The sequence below is a fragment of the Maribacter aquimarinus genome (genome assembly GCF_047345505.1).
GTDB lineage: Bacteria > Bacteroidota > Bacteroidia > Flavobacteriales > Flavobacteriaceae > Maribacter.
In genome coordinates this window covers 77,901-95,839 of the sequence record NZ_JBLFEO010000004.1, presented here as the reverse complement: position 1 = coordinate 95,839, position 17,939 = coordinate 77,901, and the positions used below count along the sequence as shown (strand labels likewise).

Below are 17,939 nucleotides of genomic sequence, written 5' to 3'. Positions count from 1 at the left end.
CAATGAAGCCCATTTCCTCCCTTATCCTGCTCCTCTTGCTCACCTATATGGCCCAGGGCCAAAACAGACCCGAAACAGTAAGTGATTCCGTGACCAACCTGGATGAAATAGTGCTCACCGAAAGGGGCATTCTAAAAAATGCCAAGGGCATTACCGTGTCCCAACGACTGCAAACGGAGCAACTGGAGCGTTTTGGGCCCGTGGACATAGCCAGTTCGGTAAACCAGATCTCCGGGGTGTACATGCTCTCCGGAGCGTTGAACACCAACCGCATCACCATCAGGGGGGTGGGGGCCAGAACACCGTTCAGCACCAACAAACTGCGCATGTACTTCAACAACATTCCCATAACCAATGGCACGGGAACTTCCGAGCTGGAGGCCTATGACCTACAAAACCTAGGCGCCATTGAGGTCATAAAGGGACCCAAGGGCACATCCTTTGGCAGCAATCTGGGCGGGGCCATCATTTTGAACAGCAAAGCACCGGAAGTGGGCTCCACGCAACTTACCAACGAGGTATCCGTAGGCTCCTACCATCTTTTCAAGGACAACCTGTCCTTTAGGCACTACGGCAAGGATTTCAACCTGAGCGTGAGTTACAATCATCTACAGACCGATGGTTATAGGCAAAACAACCGCTTTGTTCGCGATGGCCTCTTGCTCACCGCCGCCATGAGGTTGGGAAAAAGGGGGAAATTGGACGTTCTTTTCAACCACATTGATTACAATGCCCAAATACCCAGCAGCCTCAACGCCACCGACTTCCAAACAGACCCCACCCAGGCCGATGGCAATTGGCTGGCGGCCCAAGGATTTGAGGACAACAGATATACCCTGGCCGGACTTACCTACTCCCATAGGTTTTCTACGGGGCTCAGCAACAAAACAAGCGTGTTCTACACCTATTTGGACCATTATGAACCGCGGCCCTTCAATATTTTGGATGAATACACCAACGGTTTTGGCTTCCGCACCCTGTTTGAAGGGGAACGGAACAAATGGACCTACACCCTGGGCAGCGAACTGTACAAGGACGAGTACCATTGGGGCGTTTTTGAGAATCTTTTCAGGAACAACAATGGCAACGGTAGCCTAAAGGGAAATCGCTTGGGCCAGAACCGCGAGTTTCGGGACCAGTTTAACCTTTTTGGCACGCTGGGGTACGCCCTTGCGCCAAAGCTCAATGCCCAGTTGGGGCTCAATTACAACAAGACCCAATGGGATTTCAGGGACCTTTTCAATACCGGGGCGGCCAATGTCTCCGCGGCACGCGATTTCAATGGTCTGCTCCTGCCCAGCCTAAGCCTACGGTACCAATTAAAACAGGGCTCCCTCCATGCCCAAGTGGGCCGCGGCTTCTCCAACCCCAGCCTGGAGGAGACCCTGACGCCAGATGGGACCCTTAACCCGGATATTTTACAGGAAACCGGTTTATCCTATGAACTGGGCGGACAGTTCTCTTGGTTCAACAATACCCTACAGCTCCATGCCACCCTGTTCCGCATGCACATTGAGAACCTGTTGGTGGCAGAGCGCATTGGGCAGGACGAGTTCATTGGAAGGAATGCGGGCGAGACCCGGCACCAAGGCCTGGAACTGGACCTGGCCTACCAGCTGCGCCTTAACGATGAGCTCATGCTCTCCCCTTTTTTTAGCTATACCCTTAACGACCATAGTTTTATTGACTTTAAGGACAAGGACGATGATTTTTCGGGAAACCCGCTTACGGGCGTGCCCAAGAACCGCATCAATTCCGGGGCAACCCTACGGTACAAAAAGTGGGCGCAGCTCTTGATCACCCATCAATTTGTGGATGAGATTCCCCTTACCGATGCCAATACCCTGAACAGCGAGGCCTTCCATCTTTTGAACCTACAGCTGCGCTCGCAGCACACATTGGGAAAACACCTCTCACTTGGCCTCAATGTAGGACTGAACAATATCTTCGACACCCTTTACGCACAGTCGGTATTGATCAATGCAGTGGGCTTTGGCGGGAGTGCGCCACGCTATTTCTATCCTGGCAATGGCCGAAATTACTATGCTGGGATACGTATGGCCTATTCACTATAATTCCATAATTTTGGATACCCTGTATTTCCTTATTAAAAATGATATGAAACGTTTATTTTTCAGCTTTACCATAGCCCTGTTCTTCCTGGGCTGTGGTGAACCTACCAAAAAAACAGCGGAACAAGAAAAAGAGCCGCTGGGCAAAAACAATGTGGCCTATCAATGGGGCGAAATGGCCCTGGAGGCCACCGCCCTGGACACGGAACGTTTTTTTCCCAGGCCCACCATTACCTCCCGATATTTGGGGCTCATCTTCACGGCGGTCTTTGATGCGTGGTCGCGGTATGACGACAAGGCCATTCCCGTATTTCTAAAAGAGGTGCCCAGACAGCCCGAAACCGAGCGTACCCTGAGGCAAAAGGAAATTGCCATTAGCTATGCCGCACTGAGGACCATGGAAGAATATTATTACTCGGACAAGGCGCTCTTTCAACGTTTTATGGAGGACAGTCTGGGCTTGGATCCCATGGACACCTCCACCGATCCCAACACTGCCGTGGGCATCGGTAACCTGGCCGCGCAGGCGGTGATCGCCGCTCGAAAAAATGATGGCGCCAACCAATACGGTGAAGAAGCGGGATCGAACGGGGAACCCTATGCCAACTACGTGGGGTACCGGCCAGTGAACACGGCCGATGAGAATGTGGACATTAACCGCTGGCAGCCCAAATACTTTTCAGATGGAGAGGGAGGTTCCTTTGCCCCCGAGTGCCTAACGCCCTTTTGGGACAAGGTAAGGCCCATGGCCCTGACCTCTCCCGATCAGTTCCGCCCGGGACCACCGCCCTTGGTGGGATCGGAACAATTGGCGCAGGAAGTGGCCGAAGTGGTTGAAATGCAAGGCAAGTTGACCGATGAGGAAAAGGCATTGGTGGAATTTATGCGAGACGGGCCAAAGTCAGTGCAACAAGCGGGACACTGGCTAAAATTTGCCCAGGACGTTTCCCGCCGGGACCGGCACACCTTGGACCAGGATGTAAAAATGTACTTCTACAACCAAGTGGTGGCCATGGATGCCTTCATAGCCTCTTGGGACTCCAAGATGTACTATGATTATGCAAGGCCCTATGCCCTGGTGCACGAGTACTACGGCGGCAAGACCATTACCGGATGGGGCGGGCCCGGTAAGGGAATGGTACAAATGGACGGATCACAGTGGCGGCCCTACTCCCCAGACATCTTTTTATGCCCGCCGTTCCCGAGCTACACCTCTGGCCACAGTACCGTGAGCGCTGGCTGTGCAGAGGCATTGAAGCTTTGGACGGGAAGCGACCACTTTGGGGAACAAGTGACCCTGGTGGCCGGAGCGCTCACCGAACCCGACCATTTGGGTGCCCAGGTCACACTGACGTTCCCCACCTTCACGGAAACCGCGGAAATGGCCGGTATATCCCGTGTTCTGGGCGGTTACCATATCCAGGCAGACAATGTGGCCGGCCTGCAATTGGGCAGGGACGTGGCGCATGAGGTCTGGAAATTTTACAAAAAGCATGTTGGGGAAGAACTGACAGCAACTTCAAACATAAACTAAAACGTGGGCACCTCTATGGCTTCCATCAACCAAAGAACGGGAAAGATCCCCTTTAGATCAACCACCATGGCCATGGGGCTGCTTTTGTACTGCTGCCTTTGCCTAAACAGTTGCCAACCCGTTGCAAGCTCGGCCACCGTGGGCTCCCCGAACGGGAAGAACCACATCGTTTTCCATATTGATGCAGAGGGCACACCGATGTACACCGTGGTACGCGACCAAGACACCGTGATTGCGCCCTCTACCATGGGCTTCGATTTTAAAGACCAACCCAGTTGGGGCAAGGCCCTTGACATGGTGAAGGTGGTGCAAAACAGCCTGGACGAAACCTGGGAAATGCCCTGGGGAGAACAGCGCAGCGTGCGCAATCATTATAATGGCATGGTCGTGACCCTGGAGGAAACCATGGCCCCACAGCGCAAAGTGGAGGTCCACTTCAAGGCCTATGACGATGGGGTGGCCTTTAGGTATGTTTTCTTGGAACAGCAGGGCCGGGACAGTATTACCATTATGGACGAGCATACCCAGTTTCAGCTGACGGGAGACCACACCGCGTGGTGGATCCCGGGAGACTGGGACCTGTACGAGCACCTCTACAATACCACCCGGGTATCTGAAATAGATGCCCTGTCCAAACAAAACCATCCCGATCTTGCGGCCACATATATCCCTGAAAATGCAGTGAACACTCCGGTGACCTTCCGCGGGGACAATGGACTTCATTTGGTGCTCCACGAAGCGGACCTCACAGATTATGCGGGAATGACCCTGAAGGTGGACAATGAAAACCTATCGCTTAGCAGCGAACTGGTGGGTTCGGACCGGTTGGGCCACAAGGTAAAAAAAGCCCTGCCCGCCAAAACACCTTGGCGTACCCTCCAAATGGCAGACCGGGCAGGGGACCTCATAGAATCGCGATTGATCGAAAACCTGAACGAACCCAACAAACTGGGCGATGTTTCTTGGTTCACGCCCATGAAGTACGTGGGCATTTGGTGGGAAATGCACTTGGGCCTTAGCACCTGGGACATGGAGGGCACCCAGGACATGAACACCTTTGCCACCTTGGGCAAGGAGCAGACCAGCACGGCACACGGGGCCACCACCGAAAACACCAAAAGGTACATAGATTTTGCGGCCGAAAATGGATTTGGCGGGGTCTTGGTGGAAGGATGGAACACCGGTTGGGATTACTGGATCGGGTTTGAGGACCGCGAAGGCGTATTCGACTTCGTTACCCCCTATGCCGATTATGACATAGAGGAGGTAAACCGCTACGCCAAGGAAAAAGGCGTGGAAATGATCATGCACCACGAGACCAGTTCTGCGCCCCGCACCTACGAGCAACAGCTGGAAGCCGCCTATGCCCTAATGCAGAAATATGGCATGCACTCCGTAAAAACGGGGTATGTGGGCAAGATCATCCCCAAGGGGGAGTACCACCACGGACAGTGGATGGTGAACCACTACCGCAAGGTCTTGGAGACCGCCGCCAAATACGAAGTGGCCATCAACGCCCACGAGCCCATCAAGGGCACGGGGCTGCGGCGCACCTATCCCAATGCCATTGCCCGGGAAGGCCTTCGTGGCCAAGAATTCAACGCCTGGGCCACGGACGGCGGCAACCCCCCGGAACATTTGCCCATTGTGGCCTTTACCCGAATGATCTCCGGGCCCATAGATTTTACCCCCGGCGTGTTCGATATGTCCTTGCCCACCAAGCCCAACAACCAGATCAACACCACCCTAGCCCAACAATTGGCCCTGTATGTGGTCATTTACAGTCCCGTACAAATGGCCGCCGATCTGCCGGATCACTATGAGGGCCATCCGGCACTGCAGTTCATAAGGGATGTGGGGGTGGACTGGGAACAAAGCCTGGTGCTGAACGGGGAAGTGGGAGATTTTGTAACCATTGCCCGGGAAGAACGGGAAACCGGAAATTGGTTTGTGGGCGGCATCACGGACCAAGAGGAGCGCAGCGTCTCCATTGTCCTGGACTTTTTGGAAGAAGGAAAAACCTATGAGGGCCGCATCTACCAAGACGCGGAAGATGCACACTACAAAACCAATCCCGAGGCATTGGTCATTGCCAAGGCAAGTTACAAAAAAGGGGATGTCATCTCCGTGGACATGGCCGCCGGTGGTGGCTTTGCCCTGAGCTTGCTGGCGCCCTAGGGGCCCCTTCCGTTGTTTTGTAATGGAATATGGCCGGCCGGGCGCAATGCCGTACGCCAGCGCTTCCCCGCGCAGGAAATGGTCCAAGGCCCCTTAACCACGTTTCGTTTTTTTACCGGATAAGGTGTTCCCTACGGACGTTGCGATAAGACATGGGTGTCTGTCCCTTGATTTTTTTGAACGTTCTGTTGAAATGGGCAATGGAATCAAAACCCACGGAAAACCCTATTTGTTTCATGTGGTCCTGTGTCTGTAGCAAATGTTGGCAGGCTTTTTCCACCCTCACCGCATTGAGATAGGTAACAAAACTACTTCCGGTGGCCTGCTTGAACCATCTGCAGAAAGCAGAAGGGGACATGTGCACCTCCCGTGCCATTTCGCCCACCGTAATGCGTTCTTGGTAACGTTCGGAAATTAGCTTTGTGATCTTAATGATATTGGCCTGTTTGTACGGTTGGGAATGGGACTGCGAAAAGGTAATGGTGGAGAGCTTCCTTCTGTTATCGGTAGCATTGAGTTCTTCCAGAATCTCCAAAAACAGAATAAGATTGCGCAATGAGGGCTTGTGCGAGAGGGAGGTTATCTTATGCATCAAGGACGCCTTGGGCGCATGGAAGTACAGCCCAAAGAGCGCCTCGGCAAAAAGGGAGCGCAGCATCCGGTACTCGGGCAGGGCCGAAAACAACTCTTGGGAAAACTGTATAACATGGGCCTTGGGGAGGTCTTTGTTCTCAGCGCTCACGGCCACGTAGTCATGCGGCAGGTTCTTGCCGATGAGCACCAGATCACCGGGAACAAAGGTGTGGATGTGATCCCCAATGTAGCGGATGCCCCTTCCCCTTTCAATGTAAGTAAGTTCCATTTGAGGGTGAAAATGCCTGAACGAATCAAATTGCCTTTCTTCCCTTACAAAAAAATGAAAGGAAGCCGTTGGGTTCTGGTGCCGTATTGTTTCTAAAAATGCCTTCAAAATAATTACAAATTAACTTTTTTAATTGACTGAAAGCCCTCTTTTTGTCAATATACGTTTATATCTTGATTAAATCCATCAATCTTGCTCAAAAGACATGTTCTAATTTGGACTCCTAAAATCCGTACGATGAACAGCACCAAGCTCCAAAAGCCATATACCCTGACCGAAGATCAGATTGATTTCTATGAAAAGAACAAATTCATTAAACTGAAACAGGTATTGGACGGCGAGACGATTGCCCATTTTAATCAGCTTATCTCCGAGAAGGTAGAGGAGCTGAACAAAGAAAGTGTGCCCTTGCATGAACGCGACACCTACGGGAAGGCCTTTGTGCAATTGGGAAATCTCTGGCAAGAGGACGAGGGCATCAAAGAACTGGTGTTCCATGAAAGACTGGCCAAAATTGCGGCCGATCTGATGCAAGTGGACGGGGTGCGTCTTTATCATGACCAAGCCCTGTTCAAAGAAGCGGGCGGCGGCATTACCCCATGGCATGCCGATCAATACTACTGGCCCCTGGGCAATGACAACACCATTACCGCTTGGATCCCCCTACAGGCCACTCCCTTGGAGATGGGCCCGTTGGAATTCAGTGCCGGCAGCCACAGGATCACGGAAGGCAGGGATCTGTCCATTGGGGATGAGAGTGAAACCGTTTTGGGGAAAAAATTAAGAGTATCGGACTTTCCCCACATCATAGCGCCTTTTGACCTGGGGGAAGTAAGTTTCCATTCCGGTTGGATTTTTCACAGGGCGGGCGCCAACAGTACCAACGAAACCCGCAAGGTCATGACCATTATCTATATGGACAAGGAAATGGTGCTGCAGAAGCCCTTGAACGAAAATCAGCAGATGGACTGGGAAAAATGGTGCACAGGGGCAACCGTGGGAGAGGTGATAGACACCCCACTGAACCCGGTGCTTTATCCACAAAGCTGAAGATGGGTATTTGTGCCATTGATGGTGTTGTCCATTTGCACCCGTGCGGTCCCAGAAGCAAGTGACAAGGCCATATACGCTTTGATCAGCCCTTAGCATCAAAATGGCTCCAGATAAGAGCAATAAAAAAAGCATCCCGATACAAAACCGGGATGCTTTTCTCATGATGATACTTTCTGCGGCTACTTTAGATCAAAGCGATCTAGGTTCATGACCTTGTTCCAGGCGGCCACAAAGTCGTGAACAAATTTGTCCTTGGCATCATCACAGGCATAGACTTCGGCCAGTGCCCTGAGCTCACTGTTGGAGCCAAAGATAAGATCTGCCCGCGTCCCCGTCCAACGTGCCTCTCCCGTTCTGCGGTCGCTCCCTTCAAACACTTCCTCATCTTCGGATACGGGTTTCCAGGTAATGCCCATATCCAATAAGTTCACAAAGAAATCGTTGGTAAGGGACGCTTCCCTATCGGTGAAAACACCGTGTTTTCCATTGTCATAGTTGCCGCCCAGCACGCGCATACCGCCCACCAGCACCGTCATCTCAGGTGCGGTCAGGGACAGCAGTTGTGCTTTGTCCACCAACAGTTCCTCGGATTTTACCTTCACGTTGGATTTCTTGTAGTTCCTGAAACCATCTGCCTGCGGCTCCAGAACGTCAAAGGACTCGGCTTCGGTCTGTTCCGCGCTGGCATCCATACGGCCAGGGGCAAAGGGCACGGTAAGGTCGTATCCGGCATTTTTGGCCCCCTGTTCCACCGCGGCGCATCCGCCAAGAACAATGAGATCGGCCAGGGATACCTTTTTATGGCCCTCTTGCACATCATTGAACTCTTTTTGTATGCGTCCCAAAGTGTCCAGGACCTTGGCCAATTGTTTGGGGTTGTTGGCCTCCCAGTGCCGCTGTGGTTCCAAACGTACACGGGCACCGTTGGCCCCGCCCCGTTTGTCCGAATCCCGGTAAGTGGACGCAGATGCCCAAGCGGTGGAGACCAGTTCCGAGACGGTAAGGCCGCTTGCCAAGATATTGGCTTTTAGTTGTGCCACATCGGCGTCATTGACCAGCTCGTGGTCCACGGCCGGAATGGGGTCTTGCCACAAGAGCGCTTCCTTGGGCACTTCTGGCCCCAAATAGCGGGAAACGGGGCCCATGTCCCTATGGGTGAGCTTGAACCAAGCTTTTTGGTAGGCCTCCTTGAATTCCTCGGGGTTCTCGTAAAAATGTCTGGAAATTTTCTCGTAGGCCGGGTCCATTCTCAGGGAAAGGTCCGTGACCAACATAAAGGGATCGTGCTTTTTGTTGGGATCGTGCGCATCGGGGACCGTACCGGCACCGGCACCGTCCTTGGGCTTGTACTGCCATGCCCCGGCCGGACTTTTGGTAAGCTCCCAGTCGTACTCAAAAAGGTTTTTGAAATAGCTGTGGCTCCACTGGGTGGGCGTATCGGTCCAGGCGCCCTCCAAACCGCTGGTAATGGTGTCTGCGCCCTTTCCACTGCCAAAGTTGTTCTTCCAGCCCAGGCCCTGCATCTCAATGGGGGCGCCTGCGGGCTCTGCCTCCAAATTCTCGGCATCGCTTGCCGCGCCGTGGGTCTTGCCAAAGGTGTGCCCCCCGGCGATCAAGGCCACGGTCTCGTAATCGTTCATGGCCATACGGCCAAAGGTTTCCCTGATGTACTGGGCAGCTTCCACCGGATCGGGGTTGCTGTTGTGTCCTTCGGGATTCACATAGATCAGTCCCATATGGGCCGCTCCCATCTGCTGCTCCAATTTCCCGTCCTCATCATATCGTTCCCTGTTGCCCAACCACTCGGTCTCGGAGCCCCAATAGATATCCTCTTCCGGCTGCCAAATATCTTCCCGGCCACCGGCAAACCCGTACATGGGCAGTCCCATGGATTCATGCGCCACGTTGCCCGCCAGGATCAAAAGATCGGCCCAGGACAGGCTTTTGCCGTACTTTCGCTTAATGGGCCACAAGAGCAGACGGGCCTTGTCCAAGTTGGCGTTGTCCGGCCAGCTGTTCAAAGGGGCAAAGCGCTGTGAGCCCGTTGATCCGCCGCCGCGGCCATCTGAAATTCGGTAGGTTCCGGCGGCATGCCACGCCATCCTTATAAAAAGGGGGCCGTAGTGACCATAATCTGCGGGCCACCAATCCTGACTATCGGTCATGAGCTCGGTCAAATCCTTTTTAACCGCCTCCAGATCCAGGGCCTCAAAGGCCTTTTTGTAATCAAAATCCTTGTCCATGGGGTCGGCCAACTCGGAATGTTGCCTAAGGATACTTACGTTAAGGGCATTGGGCCACCAATCCCGGTTGGTGGTACCGCCTCCGGCGGCTTGGTTCATTTCCCCGTTCAGAAAGGGGCATTTGGCAGAGCTGTCATTGGCCTGCCATGCGTGGGCATCCGTGCCATTGGTGTTCTTGTTGGGATCCATGGTGTACTTATTTTTAGGTTAATATTGCTGTTCTTTCACCATAAAATTAAGGTTAATAATCAATACATCGTAAGCCTTCTTATTCAATTGTATTATCTGTTCATCAGTATTATCTATTTCATTCTTAACAACAATCGCCAACAGCTATTGTTGTACCTTGCGGTATGGAGTGTTGCGCACATCTTCTGTAGTTTATGGGCAACCCTCCTTCCCTTTTTCGGGATGGAAAGGAAACCTATAAGCGGAGCGCTTCGCTGCCAAAATATGGTTTTGCACACATCAGCAGCCCCACCATCAGATGCCCTTTGCCCGTGGGAGCTTAAGGATCGCGGGGCCGTTTCCAGGCTTGATGGCCTTTTTGTTCATTTAGGGGTTAAGTTGATGTTCCCCACGGCGATAGTGTTCTATCTTTGCAATTCCGGTAGGCAACAGTCTGGCACAGGGTATTCCCTGACCCCAGAGGAAGATGGTTCCACCAAGGTGCTAAACGGGCACAAACGATTGGGAACGAAGCCTTATGGGCAACAAAACCGAATTAAAAAAAGATGATTATGGGATTTTATGATCTTGAGGCCGAAACATTGCAAGGAAAAAAAGTATCCATGTCCGATTATAAGGGCAAAACCGTGGTGGTGGTGAACACGGCCAGCCAATGCGGGCTTACCCCACAATATGAAGGTTTGGAAGCGCTCTATGCCAAATACAAGGAAGACGGTTTGGTGGTGTTGGGCTTTCCGTGCAATCAATTTGGGGGGCAGGAACCGGGAAGCGCGGCGGAAATCTCCAGTTTTTGCGAGGCCAACTACGGGGTTAGCTTTCCCATGTTCGCCAAGGTGGATGTCAATGGCAGCGGGGCCCACCCCATTTTTAAATTTTTAAAATCGCGCTTGGGCGGATTACTGGGCAGCGGTATAAAATGGAACTTCACCAAGTTTGTCATTGACAAGGAGGGTAAGCCCGTAAAACGGTTTGCCCCAACCACCAAGCCCAAGGCCATGGAGGCCACTTTGAAGAAACTGCTCTGACAACCAAAGTACAGACGAGATCAAAAAAAACCTACCGGCCAAAACATTGGTGATGGGCCCCGCTTCTTTGGAACCACGCCCAACACACAACAACCCTATCGGTGGTTGGGTGCCGCGGGGAACAAGCTTGTTGATCCATTGGAAACCCGGTGGCGCCAGCGAAAGTAACGGTTAGGCCCAAAACGTACCTTGTGCGCAAGAAAACGCTTAGATCCGTTTTAGCCATTGGCGCATGTCGGTTTCCTTGCCTATGATGGCGTTGACATCGGCAATTTTAATGCGCTCTTGCTCCATGGAATCCCTATGCCTAAGGGTAACCGTGCCATCCTCCAGGGACTGGTGGTCCACGGTAATGCAGAAAGGCGTGCCATTGGCATCTTGGCGGCGGTACCTACGGCCCACGGCGTCCTTTTCATCATAGCTCACGTTATAGTCCCATTTCAGGTCTTCCAAGATACGGCCCGCCAGTTCGGGTAGGCCATCTTTCTTCACCAGGGGGAGTATGGCCGCTTTTACGGGGGCCAGCACGGCGGGAAGCTTCAGCACCGTTCTTGTGGTACCGTTCTCCAGGGTCTCTTCCCGCAAGGCATTGGAGAAAACGGCCAAAAACATGCGGTCAAGGCCAATGGAGGTCTCCAGGACGTAGGGCACGTAATTCTTGTTTTCCACCGGATCAAAATACTGGAGCTTCTTGTTGGAAAATTCCTCATGGCTGGCCAGATCAAAATCGGTTCTGGAATGGATGCCCTCCAATTCCTTGAAGCCAAAGGGAAAGCGGAACTCTATGTCCGTGGCCGCATCTGCATAGTGGGCCAGTTTTTCATGGTCGTGAAAGCGGTAATTGTCCGCGCCCAAGCCCAGGGAAAGGTGCCATTTCATGCGTTTTTCCTTCCACACCTCGTACCATTCCTTTTGGGTACCGGGCTGTACAAAGAACTGCATCTCCATCTGCTCAAACTCCCGCATCCTAAAAATGAACTGCCGTGCCACGATCTCGTTCCTGAAGGCCTTCCCGGTTTGGGCAATGCCAAAGGGGATCTTCATTCTGCCGGTCTTCTGCACATTTAGGAAATTCACAAAAATGCCCTGGGCGGTCTCCGGTCTCAGGTAAAGATCGGTGGTGTTCTCCGTACTGGCGCCCAATTTGGTGCCGAACATGAGGTTAAATTGCTTTACGTCCGTCCAATTCTTGGAACCGGACATGGGGCAGGCTATGTCCAGCTCTTCAATGAGCGCTTTGACATCTTCCAGGTCCTCTGCCTCCAGGGACTTGCCCAATCGTTTTAAAATGGCATCGCCACGTTCCTTGTATTCGGCGACCTTGGGGTTGGTGGCCAGAAACTGCTCCTTGTCAAAGGCGTCCCCAAAGCGTTTTTTGGCCTTGGCCACCTCCTTTTCTATTTTGGCGTCCAATTTTCCCACATAATCTTCCACCAGCACGTCTGCCCTGTACCTTTTTTTGGAATCCTTGTTGTCTATGAGCGGATCGTTAAAGGCATCCACGTGACCGGAGGCCTTCCAAGTGGTGGGGTGCATGAAGATGGCCGCATCAATGCCCACAATATTGTCATTGAGCTGCACCATGGCCTTCCACCAATAATCCCGGATGTTCTTCTTGAGCTCTGCCCCGTTCTGGCCGTAATCATATACCGCGCTGAGGCCGTCATATATTTCGCTTGATTGGAACACATAGCCGTATTCCTTTGCGTGGGAAATTACCTTTTTAAAATCGTCATCTTGCTTTGCCATGCGGCAAAAATAGAATAATACCCAAAATAAAAAGGATTTATTTCAGCTGAAATTGGGCAGAGGCCAAAAGACGTTCGTCCTCAAAGACGTTCAGGGTGTACTCTCCCCCCTCGAGGGATTCTTCCGGAATGCTTATGAAGTCACATACCGGCATCTCCGTACCGGTAAAAAAGACTTCCACGCGCTTGCTGTACACGTTGCCGTTCACCGTAATGGTATTGGCATTGTCCTCTATGACCTGTTTGTTCGGGTCAAGGAACTGCAGGTAGAGCACTTTTTCCTTGTTGGCCTCCTCTGGGTTGGCCAATACGGTAACACAGCCCCTGAGCCTTTCTATGGTAGAGGCCTTGTTGGTCTCTATGGGCCTGCCCCCCCTTAACCTGTAAGTGGCCGCTTCCGGCTTTTCCAGCTTCAGGTAGCTCTTGGTGCGCAGTTGTTGGTTAAGCTCCAAGATCTTTCGGCGCTGCAGGGCCTCTGCCTCGGCCAAGGAGGTGCTGCTTGCCCTCAGGGCCTCCACTTCGCGTTGGCTTTTCTCGTACTTGTCCGTAAGGAGCATGTTGTTGTAACGCAAGAAATTGTTCTTCAGCTTTAGGCTGTCGTTCTTGGCCTCCAACCTTCGGAGCTCGGTCTTGAATTCCCTGAGGCGGCCCACGGTAAAATTCAGCTTGCCCACGGAGTCCAACAACTGTTGCACTTCGTATTTGGCGTCTTGCAGCTCAATATCGTTCACCTCGTTCAGGGCAGACAAGCGATCCACATCGGCCTTCATCAGGGTCAGGTCCTTGACCAATATGGCCTTTTCCTGTTCCAAAAAGTTGATTTGGCTCTCAGATTGGGCATAGCTGTAATAGAAGGCAATGAGGATGCCAAGGATAACGGCCACCAATGCCGCCAATATAATGTTGTAATTTAATTTCTTATCTTGACTCTCCATCTAAAACAAAGGCCTTAGTAGGTTAAATTTGGGTACTGGAAAACGATGCTCACCAAGCTTTCAAATATACTAAACGATATAAACACCGTCCTATTGCCATTGGCATGTTTTGGATGTAATGCGCGTTTAATCAGAGGAGAGCAAATGCTGTGCACCGTTTGTCGACATCAGATGCCGCTCACCGAATATACCTTTAACGACGAAAACCCGGTAGACCGTATTTTTTACGGCCGTATTAACATAAAAAAAGCATCTTCCTTCCTTTTTTTCACAGATTTTGGCATTACCAAGAGCCTTATACACCATCTAAAGTACAAGGGCCAAGAACAAGTGGGGGCCTTTTTGGGGCACTGGTACGGACAGACCATAAAGGACAATGGTTATTTGCACCATGTGGATATGGTGATCCCCGTGCCCCTGCACAGGAAAAAGTTGGCCAAAAGGGGCTACAACCAGTGCAGTCTCTTTGCCAGTACCTTGGCCCAACACCTCAATTGCCACTGCAGGGAAGACCTGTTGATCAAAACGGCCAACACCAGGACACAGACCAAAAGGGGACGCTTGGCGCGTTGGCTGGACAACCGATCGCTCTACGAACTTACCGATACCCAGGCCCTTCGGGGCAAAACCATTTTATTGGTGGACGATGTGATTACCACCGGGGCCACCATTGAAATCTGCGCCAACACCTTCAAGGACATAGAGGGCCTAACGCTCTATGTGGCCAGTATGGCCGTAGTGCCCTAAAGACCGGTTTCTTCTAAAAATATGTCGTTACTTTGTGTTTTGAATCTATGCAGGTACTCAGAAAAATATTGGCCTTTGCCTTTGTGGCCCTCATTGTAATGGCCTCTTACCAATGCGCCAGAAGAGGGGCGCCCACTGGGGGGCCCAAGGATGAGACCGCACCGGTATTGCTCAGGGCAGACCCACCGAACATGAGCATCAATTTCAACACCAAAAAAATACGCTTGTACTTTGACGAACTCATACAGTTGAAAGATGTACAGGAGCAGCTCATCATTTCCCCCCCGTTGAAATACCTTCCGGAAATAACCCCCCAAGGGGGCGCCAACAAGTTCATAGAAATCATCCTGAAGGACACCCTGCTGGAAAACACCACCTACACCTTTAATTTTGGTCAGAGCATCGTGGACAACAATGAGGGCAATGCCAATGCCTTCCTCAACTATGTGTTTTCCACCGGCGATTATTTGGATTCCCTGGTGCTCAGGGGCGTGGTAAAGGATGCCTTTAACAAGGAGCCCGATGACTTTATCAGTGTCATGCTCTACAAGATAGACAGTACCTACAACGACTCCACGGTGTACAAAAGACCGCCCACCTACCTGACCAACACCCTGGACAGTGCCATTGTGTTTGAACTGAAGAATTTAAAAGAGGGAAACTATGCCATCTTTGGACTCAAGGACGCTTCCAAGGACAATATTTTTGATCAAAAAACGGACAAAATTGGTTTTTTACAGGACACCATAACCCTCCCAACAGACTCCATATACCTATTGAACCTCTTCAAGGAAGTCCCCGACTATTCGGTCATTGTTCCCAGTATGGTGGCACGGAACAAGATTAGTTTTGGATATTATGGCGATGGCAGCGGCATGCACATAAAACCCTTGACCCCGTTGCCGGACAGCGTGCGCACCACCGTACTGAAAGAGAACGACAAGGACACCCTGAACTTCTGGTTCACGCCCTTTGAAATGGATTCCATTGTCTTTGAAGTGACCCACGAGGCCTTGATGGTCAAGGACACCTTTAACGTCATTGCCCGCAAGGTGGAGGCAGATTCACTCACCCTGTCCATAAACCAACGGGGGGAACTGGATTTTGGCACCCCCGTTACGCTTAGCGCGAACACACCGATCAAGATGTTGGACACCACCAAGGTAAGCATGCAAAAGCAAGATTCAATTCCCATATCGTTTAAGGTGCTGCTGGACAGCGCAAAGAACACCATAAGCCTAAATTTTGAAAAAGAGCCGGAAACCGCTTATGGCTTGGCCCTCTTGCCAGGGGCCGTAACCGACTTCTTTGGCACTGCCAATGACACCTTGAACTACGCTTTCAACACAAAAAGCCTGGCAGATTACGGCAATCTGAGCATTAATCTCGCCGGGGCCTCATTAACCTATCCGGTGTTGGTGCAGCTCACCAATGACAAAGGTGAAACCCAGCGGGAGCAATACGCCACCGAACCAACCACCTTTGAGTTCAATGCCATTAAGCCGGCCAATTACTTAGTACGTGTCATTTTTGATGAGAACGAAAACGGAAAATGGGACACGGGAAGCTTATTGGAGAAAAGACAGCCCGAACGCATTGCCTACTACCCAACACCCTTGGAGATCCGGGCCAATTGGGAGGTCATTGAGACCTTTACCATATTGGATTGAACACGGGCCAAAGGCGAAAAACGGTTCCAAAACCTGTTATACTTAACGGTTTGGCAGATGCCCATCGTGCCAAAGAAAGGTTATCCCCCTAGTGTAAAACTGTCCCTATCTTCCAAGAAACCCAGTTTTTTCCTGTGTTCCTGCACCTTTTTCAAGGATAAAGACGTGTACAGGATTTCCTCCTTCCGGGAAAAGACCAACTCCTTCCCCAGCACATCATAGGCCGCGGAGTGGCCCGGATAGGCATGTCCGTTGCCATCTTCCCCCGTCCGGTTCACACCAATGGCATAGGCCATGTTCTCAATGGCCCGGGCCTTTAAAAGGGCATCCCAGGCATTGATCCTCGGTTTTGGCCAATTGGCCACGTAAACTAGAACGTCATAGTGCTCCGTGTTCCTGCTCCAAACGGGGAACCTGAGGTCATAGCAAATGAGCGGACAAATGACGAAACCTTTATAGGTTATGGTGATGCGCTCCGTGCCGCGTTCATACTTTTTGTGCTCCCCCGCCAAGGTAAATGTATGTCGCTTGTCATACTGGTACTGTTTGCCATTGGGCTCCACAAAAAAGAGCCTGTTGAAGTAGGTATGCCCCTCTTGGTAGATGATGCTCCCCAAAAGGGCCACATGCTTTTCATTGGCCCAGTGGCGCATCCAGGCTAAGGTGGCCGCCCCTTCACTGCCGGGAACGTTTTCAGGGAACATGGTGAATCCGGTGGTGAACATTTCGGGCAAGACCACCAGATCCACACCGCTAGCCAATTCTTTGAGTTTCCGGGCCAGCATTCTTCTATTCTCCCCAGGGGCTTCCCAGTGCAGGGGGGTCTGCACCAAAGCTACTTGTAAACGGTGTTCCATGAATCTTGTTTTATGGTTTAGGCCTTGAGCAAACTGGCGATCTTGGTAAAACCTTGGGCCAAGGCATGATCAAGTGCGGTTTGCCCCCTGGCGTCCTTCACTGAACGATCGGCGCCGTGGGAGAGCAGCGTCGCAACCATCTCCTCGTGGCCAAACGTGGCCGCGTAGATCAAGGCAGTGCCGCCCATGGCATTTTTAAGGTTGGGGTCTGCACCGTGCTCCAGGAGCAAGGTGGCCAAATGGGCAAAACCCTTGAAACAGACACCCATCAAGGCGGTGTTTCCGGAAGCGTCACGCTCATTTACCGCGGCCCCTTTGTGAAGCAACAGCCCAACTATTTTCTCTTGGCCATAATACGTGGCCAACAACAAGGGAGTGGAGCCCCTTTGGTCCTTGGCCTGCAATAAAGCGTGATCGCCTTCCAGGTGGGTTTGTACCAAATCGGCCATGCCTTGCCTTATGGCATCAAAAAAGGTTGTCATATCGTTGTTTTAAATTAAAAGAAAGCCATCCAAGAGTTGCTGGTGCCATGGTATTCACGGCCGCTTCACGCACCGCAAAGCTCTCTTGACCTTTGCTTGGGCTAAGATACACCGCCCTGCCCACAAATAAAAAGCTTCATGGTGCCAACCCCGCGCGAAGATCTAAAAAAGACCGGTAGCCCCCCAAAAACAACAAGGTGTAAAAACAACCACAAACCATGTGCACTGGTAAGTGGGGGCCACGCCCTAGTTGACCCTGCACGCAAGTTTGGAAAGTGGTATTCCAATGCACCCGGGGCGGTAAGACCTCTTCCCGCAAAACAACGGGGCCACCCTCGGTTCCG

At 51.9% G+C, this 17,939-nt stretch carries 13 protein-coding genes; 7 read left to right on the top strand and 6 right to left on the bottom strand.

Translation table 11 applies throughout. From position 1 onward, the window contains the following. The first annotated feature begins 2 nt into the window (after positions 1-2). From ACKWCC_RS04205 to ACKWCC_RS04195, 3 genes are read left to right on the top strand one after another with little or no spacing between them, the layout of a single operon-like run. Complete coding sequence (locus ACKWCC_RS04205; protein WP_413994656.1) at positions 3-2,075, top strand: TonB-dependent receptor family protein; 2,073 nt, start codon at positions 3-5, stop codon at positions 2,073-2,075. Between the two features lie 43 nt (positions 2,076-2,118). Beyond that, positions 2,119-3,606 (top strand): vanadium-dependent haloperoxidase, encoded by a 1,488-nt coding sequence (locus tag ACKWCC_RS04200; RefSeq protein ID WP_413994655.1) that lies wholly within the window; start codon positions 2,119-2,121, stop codon positions 3,604-3,606. A gap of 15 nt (positions 3,607-3,621) precedes the next feature. Continuing rightward, the gene (locus ACKWCC_RS04195) at positions 3,622-5,784 is read left to right on the top strand and encodes a glycoside hydrolase family 97 protein (RefSeq protein WP_413994654.1); all 2,163 of its coding nucleotides are present in this window, start codon (positions 3,622-3,624) and stop codon (positions 5,782-5,784) included. Between the two features lie 112 nt (positions 5,785-5,896). Here the strand turns inward: ACKWCC_RS04195 and ACKWCC_RS04190 are convergent, their stop codons facing one another. Then, positions 5,897-6,754 carry a helix-turn-helix domain-containing protein gene (locus ACKWCC_RS04190; RefSeq protein WP_413994653.1) on the bottom strand — a complete coding sequence of 286 codons (858 nt, stop codon included), beginning with the start codon at positions 6,752-6,754 and terminating at the stop codon, positions 5,897-5,899. 129 nt (positions 6,755-6,883) lie between these two features. On the opposite strand from ACKWCC_RS04190, the gene ACKWCC_RS04185 reads away from it, so the two are divergent. Further along, positions 6,884-7,696 (top strand): phytanoyl-CoA dioxygenase family protein, encoded by an 813-nt coding sequence (locus ACKWCC_RS04185; protein ID WP_413994652.1) that lies wholly within the window; start codon positions 6,884-6,886, stop codon positions 7,694-7,696. Between the two features lie 182 nt (positions 7,697-7,878). Here ACKWCC_RS04185 and katG read toward each other — a convergent pair whose 3' ends face one another. Further along, positions 7,879-10,131 (bottom strand): catalase/peroxidase HPI, encoded by a 2,253-nt coding sequence (gene katG, locus ACKWCC_RS04180; RefSeq protein ID WP_413994651.1) that lies wholly within the window; start codon positions 10,129-10,131, stop codon positions 7,879-7,881. A gap of 551 nt (positions 10,132-10,682) precedes the next feature. On the opposite strand from katG, the gene ACKWCC_RS04175 reads away from it, so the two are divergent. Then, positions 10,683-11,156: a glutathione peroxidase gene (locus ACKWCC_RS04175; RefSeq protein WP_413994650.1), complete on the top strand. Its 474-nt coding sequence runs from the start codon at positions 10,683-10,685 to the stop codon at positions 11,154-11,156. A gap of 207 nt (positions 11,157-11,363) precedes the next feature. On the opposite strand, the gene ACKWCC_RS04170 is transcribed toward ACKWCC_RS04175, so the two are convergent. Together ACKWCC_RS04170 and ACKWCC_RS04165 are read right to left on the bottom strand one after the other, a co-directional pair. Next, positions 11,364-12,905, bottom strand: a complete 1,542-nt coding sequence (locus ACKWCC_RS04170; protein ID WP_413994649.1) for a glycine--tRNA ligase — start codon at positions 12,903-12,905, stop codon at positions 11,364-11,366. 37 nt (positions 12,906-12,942) lie between these two features. Then, on the bottom strand, positions 12,943-13,839 hold the full coding sequence (locus tag ACKWCC_RS04165; protein ID WP_413994648.1) for a hypothetical protein: 897 nt from the start codon (positions 13,837-13,839) through the stop codon (positions 12,943-12,945). A gap of 171 nt (positions 13,840-14,010) precedes the next feature. On the opposite strand from ACKWCC_RS04165, the gene ACKWCC_RS04160 reads away from it, so the two are divergent. Together ACKWCC_RS04160 and ACKWCC_RS04155 are read left to right on the top strand one after the other, a co-directional pair. Continuing rightward, complete coding sequence (locus ACKWCC_RS04160; RefSeq protein ID WP_413994647.1) at positions 14,011-14,586, top strand: ComF family protein; 576 nt, start codon at positions 14,011-14,013, stop codon at positions 14,584-14,586. Positions 14,587-14,633: 47 nt separating this feature from the next. Then, entirely contained in the window at positions 14,634-16,256 is a 1,623-nt protein-coding gene (locus tag ACKWCC_RS04155; protein WP_413994646.1) for an Ig-like domain-containing domain, read from the top strand. Between the two features lie 80 nt (positions 16,257-16,336). On the opposite strand, the gene ACKWCC_RS04150 is transcribed toward ACKWCC_RS04155, so the two are convergent. Continuing rightward, positions 16,337-17,113 carry an amidohydrolase gene (locus ACKWCC_RS04150; protein ID WP_413994645.1) on the bottom strand — a complete coding sequence of 259 codons (777 nt, stop codon included), beginning with the start codon at positions 17,111-17,113 and terminating at the stop codon, positions 16,337-16,339. 17 nt (positions 17,114-17,130) lie between these two features. Beyond that, entirely contained in the window at positions 17,131-17,595 is a 465-nt protein-coding gene (locus ACKWCC_RS04145; protein ID WP_413994644.1) for an ankyrin repeat domain-containing protein, read from the bottom strand. Positions 17,596-17,939: the final 344 nt, after the last annotated feature.

Coding starts and splice junctions, on each gene's coding strand:
- ACKWCC_RS04205 (WP_413994656.1), top strand. CDS start 3: ATGAAGCCCATTTCCTCCCTTATCCTGCTCCTCTTGCTCACCTATATG.
- ACKWCC_RS04200 (WP_413994655.1), top strand. CDS start 2,119: ATGAAACGTTTATTTTTCAGCTTTACCATAGCCCTGTTCTTCCTGGGC.
- ACKWCC_RS04195 (WP_413994654.1), top strand. CDS start 3,622: ATGGCTTCCATCAACCAAAGAACGGGAAAGATCCCCTTTAGATCAACC.
- ACKWCC_RS04185 (WP_413994652.1), top strand. CDS start 6,884: ATGAACAGCACCAAGCTCCAAAAGCCATATACCCTGACCGAAGATCAG.
- katG (WP_413994651.1), bottom strand. CDS start 10,131: ATGGATCCCAACAAGAACACCAATGGCACGGATGCCCACGCATGGCAG.
- ACKWCC_RS04175 (WP_413994650.1), top strand. CDS start 10,683: ATGGGATTTTATGATCTTGAGGCCGAAACATTGCAAGGAAAAAAAGTA.
- ACKWCC_RS04170 (WP_413994649.1), bottom strand. CDS start 12,905: ATGGCAAAGCAAGATGACGATTTTAAAAAGGTAATTTCCCACGCAAAG.
- ACKWCC_RS04165 (WP_413994648.1), bottom strand. CDS start 13,839: ATGGAGAGTCAAGATAAGAAATTAAATTACAACATTATATTGGCGGCA.
- ACKWCC_RS04160 (WP_413994647.1), top strand. CDS start 14,011: ATGCCGCTCACCGAATATACCTTTAACGACGAAAACCCGGTAGACCGT.
- ACKWCC_RS04155 (WP_413994646.1), top strand. CDS start 14,634: ATGCAGGTACTCAGAAAAATATTGGCCTTTGCCTTTGTGGCCCTCATT.
- ACKWCC_RS04150 (WP_413994645.1), bottom strand. CDS start 17,113: ATGGAACACCGTTTACAAGTAGCTTTGGTGCAGACCCCCCTGCACTGG.
- ACKWCC_RS04145 (WP_413994644.1), bottom strand. CDS start 17,595: ATGACAACCTTTTTTGATGCCATAAGGCAAGGCATGGCCGATTTGGTA.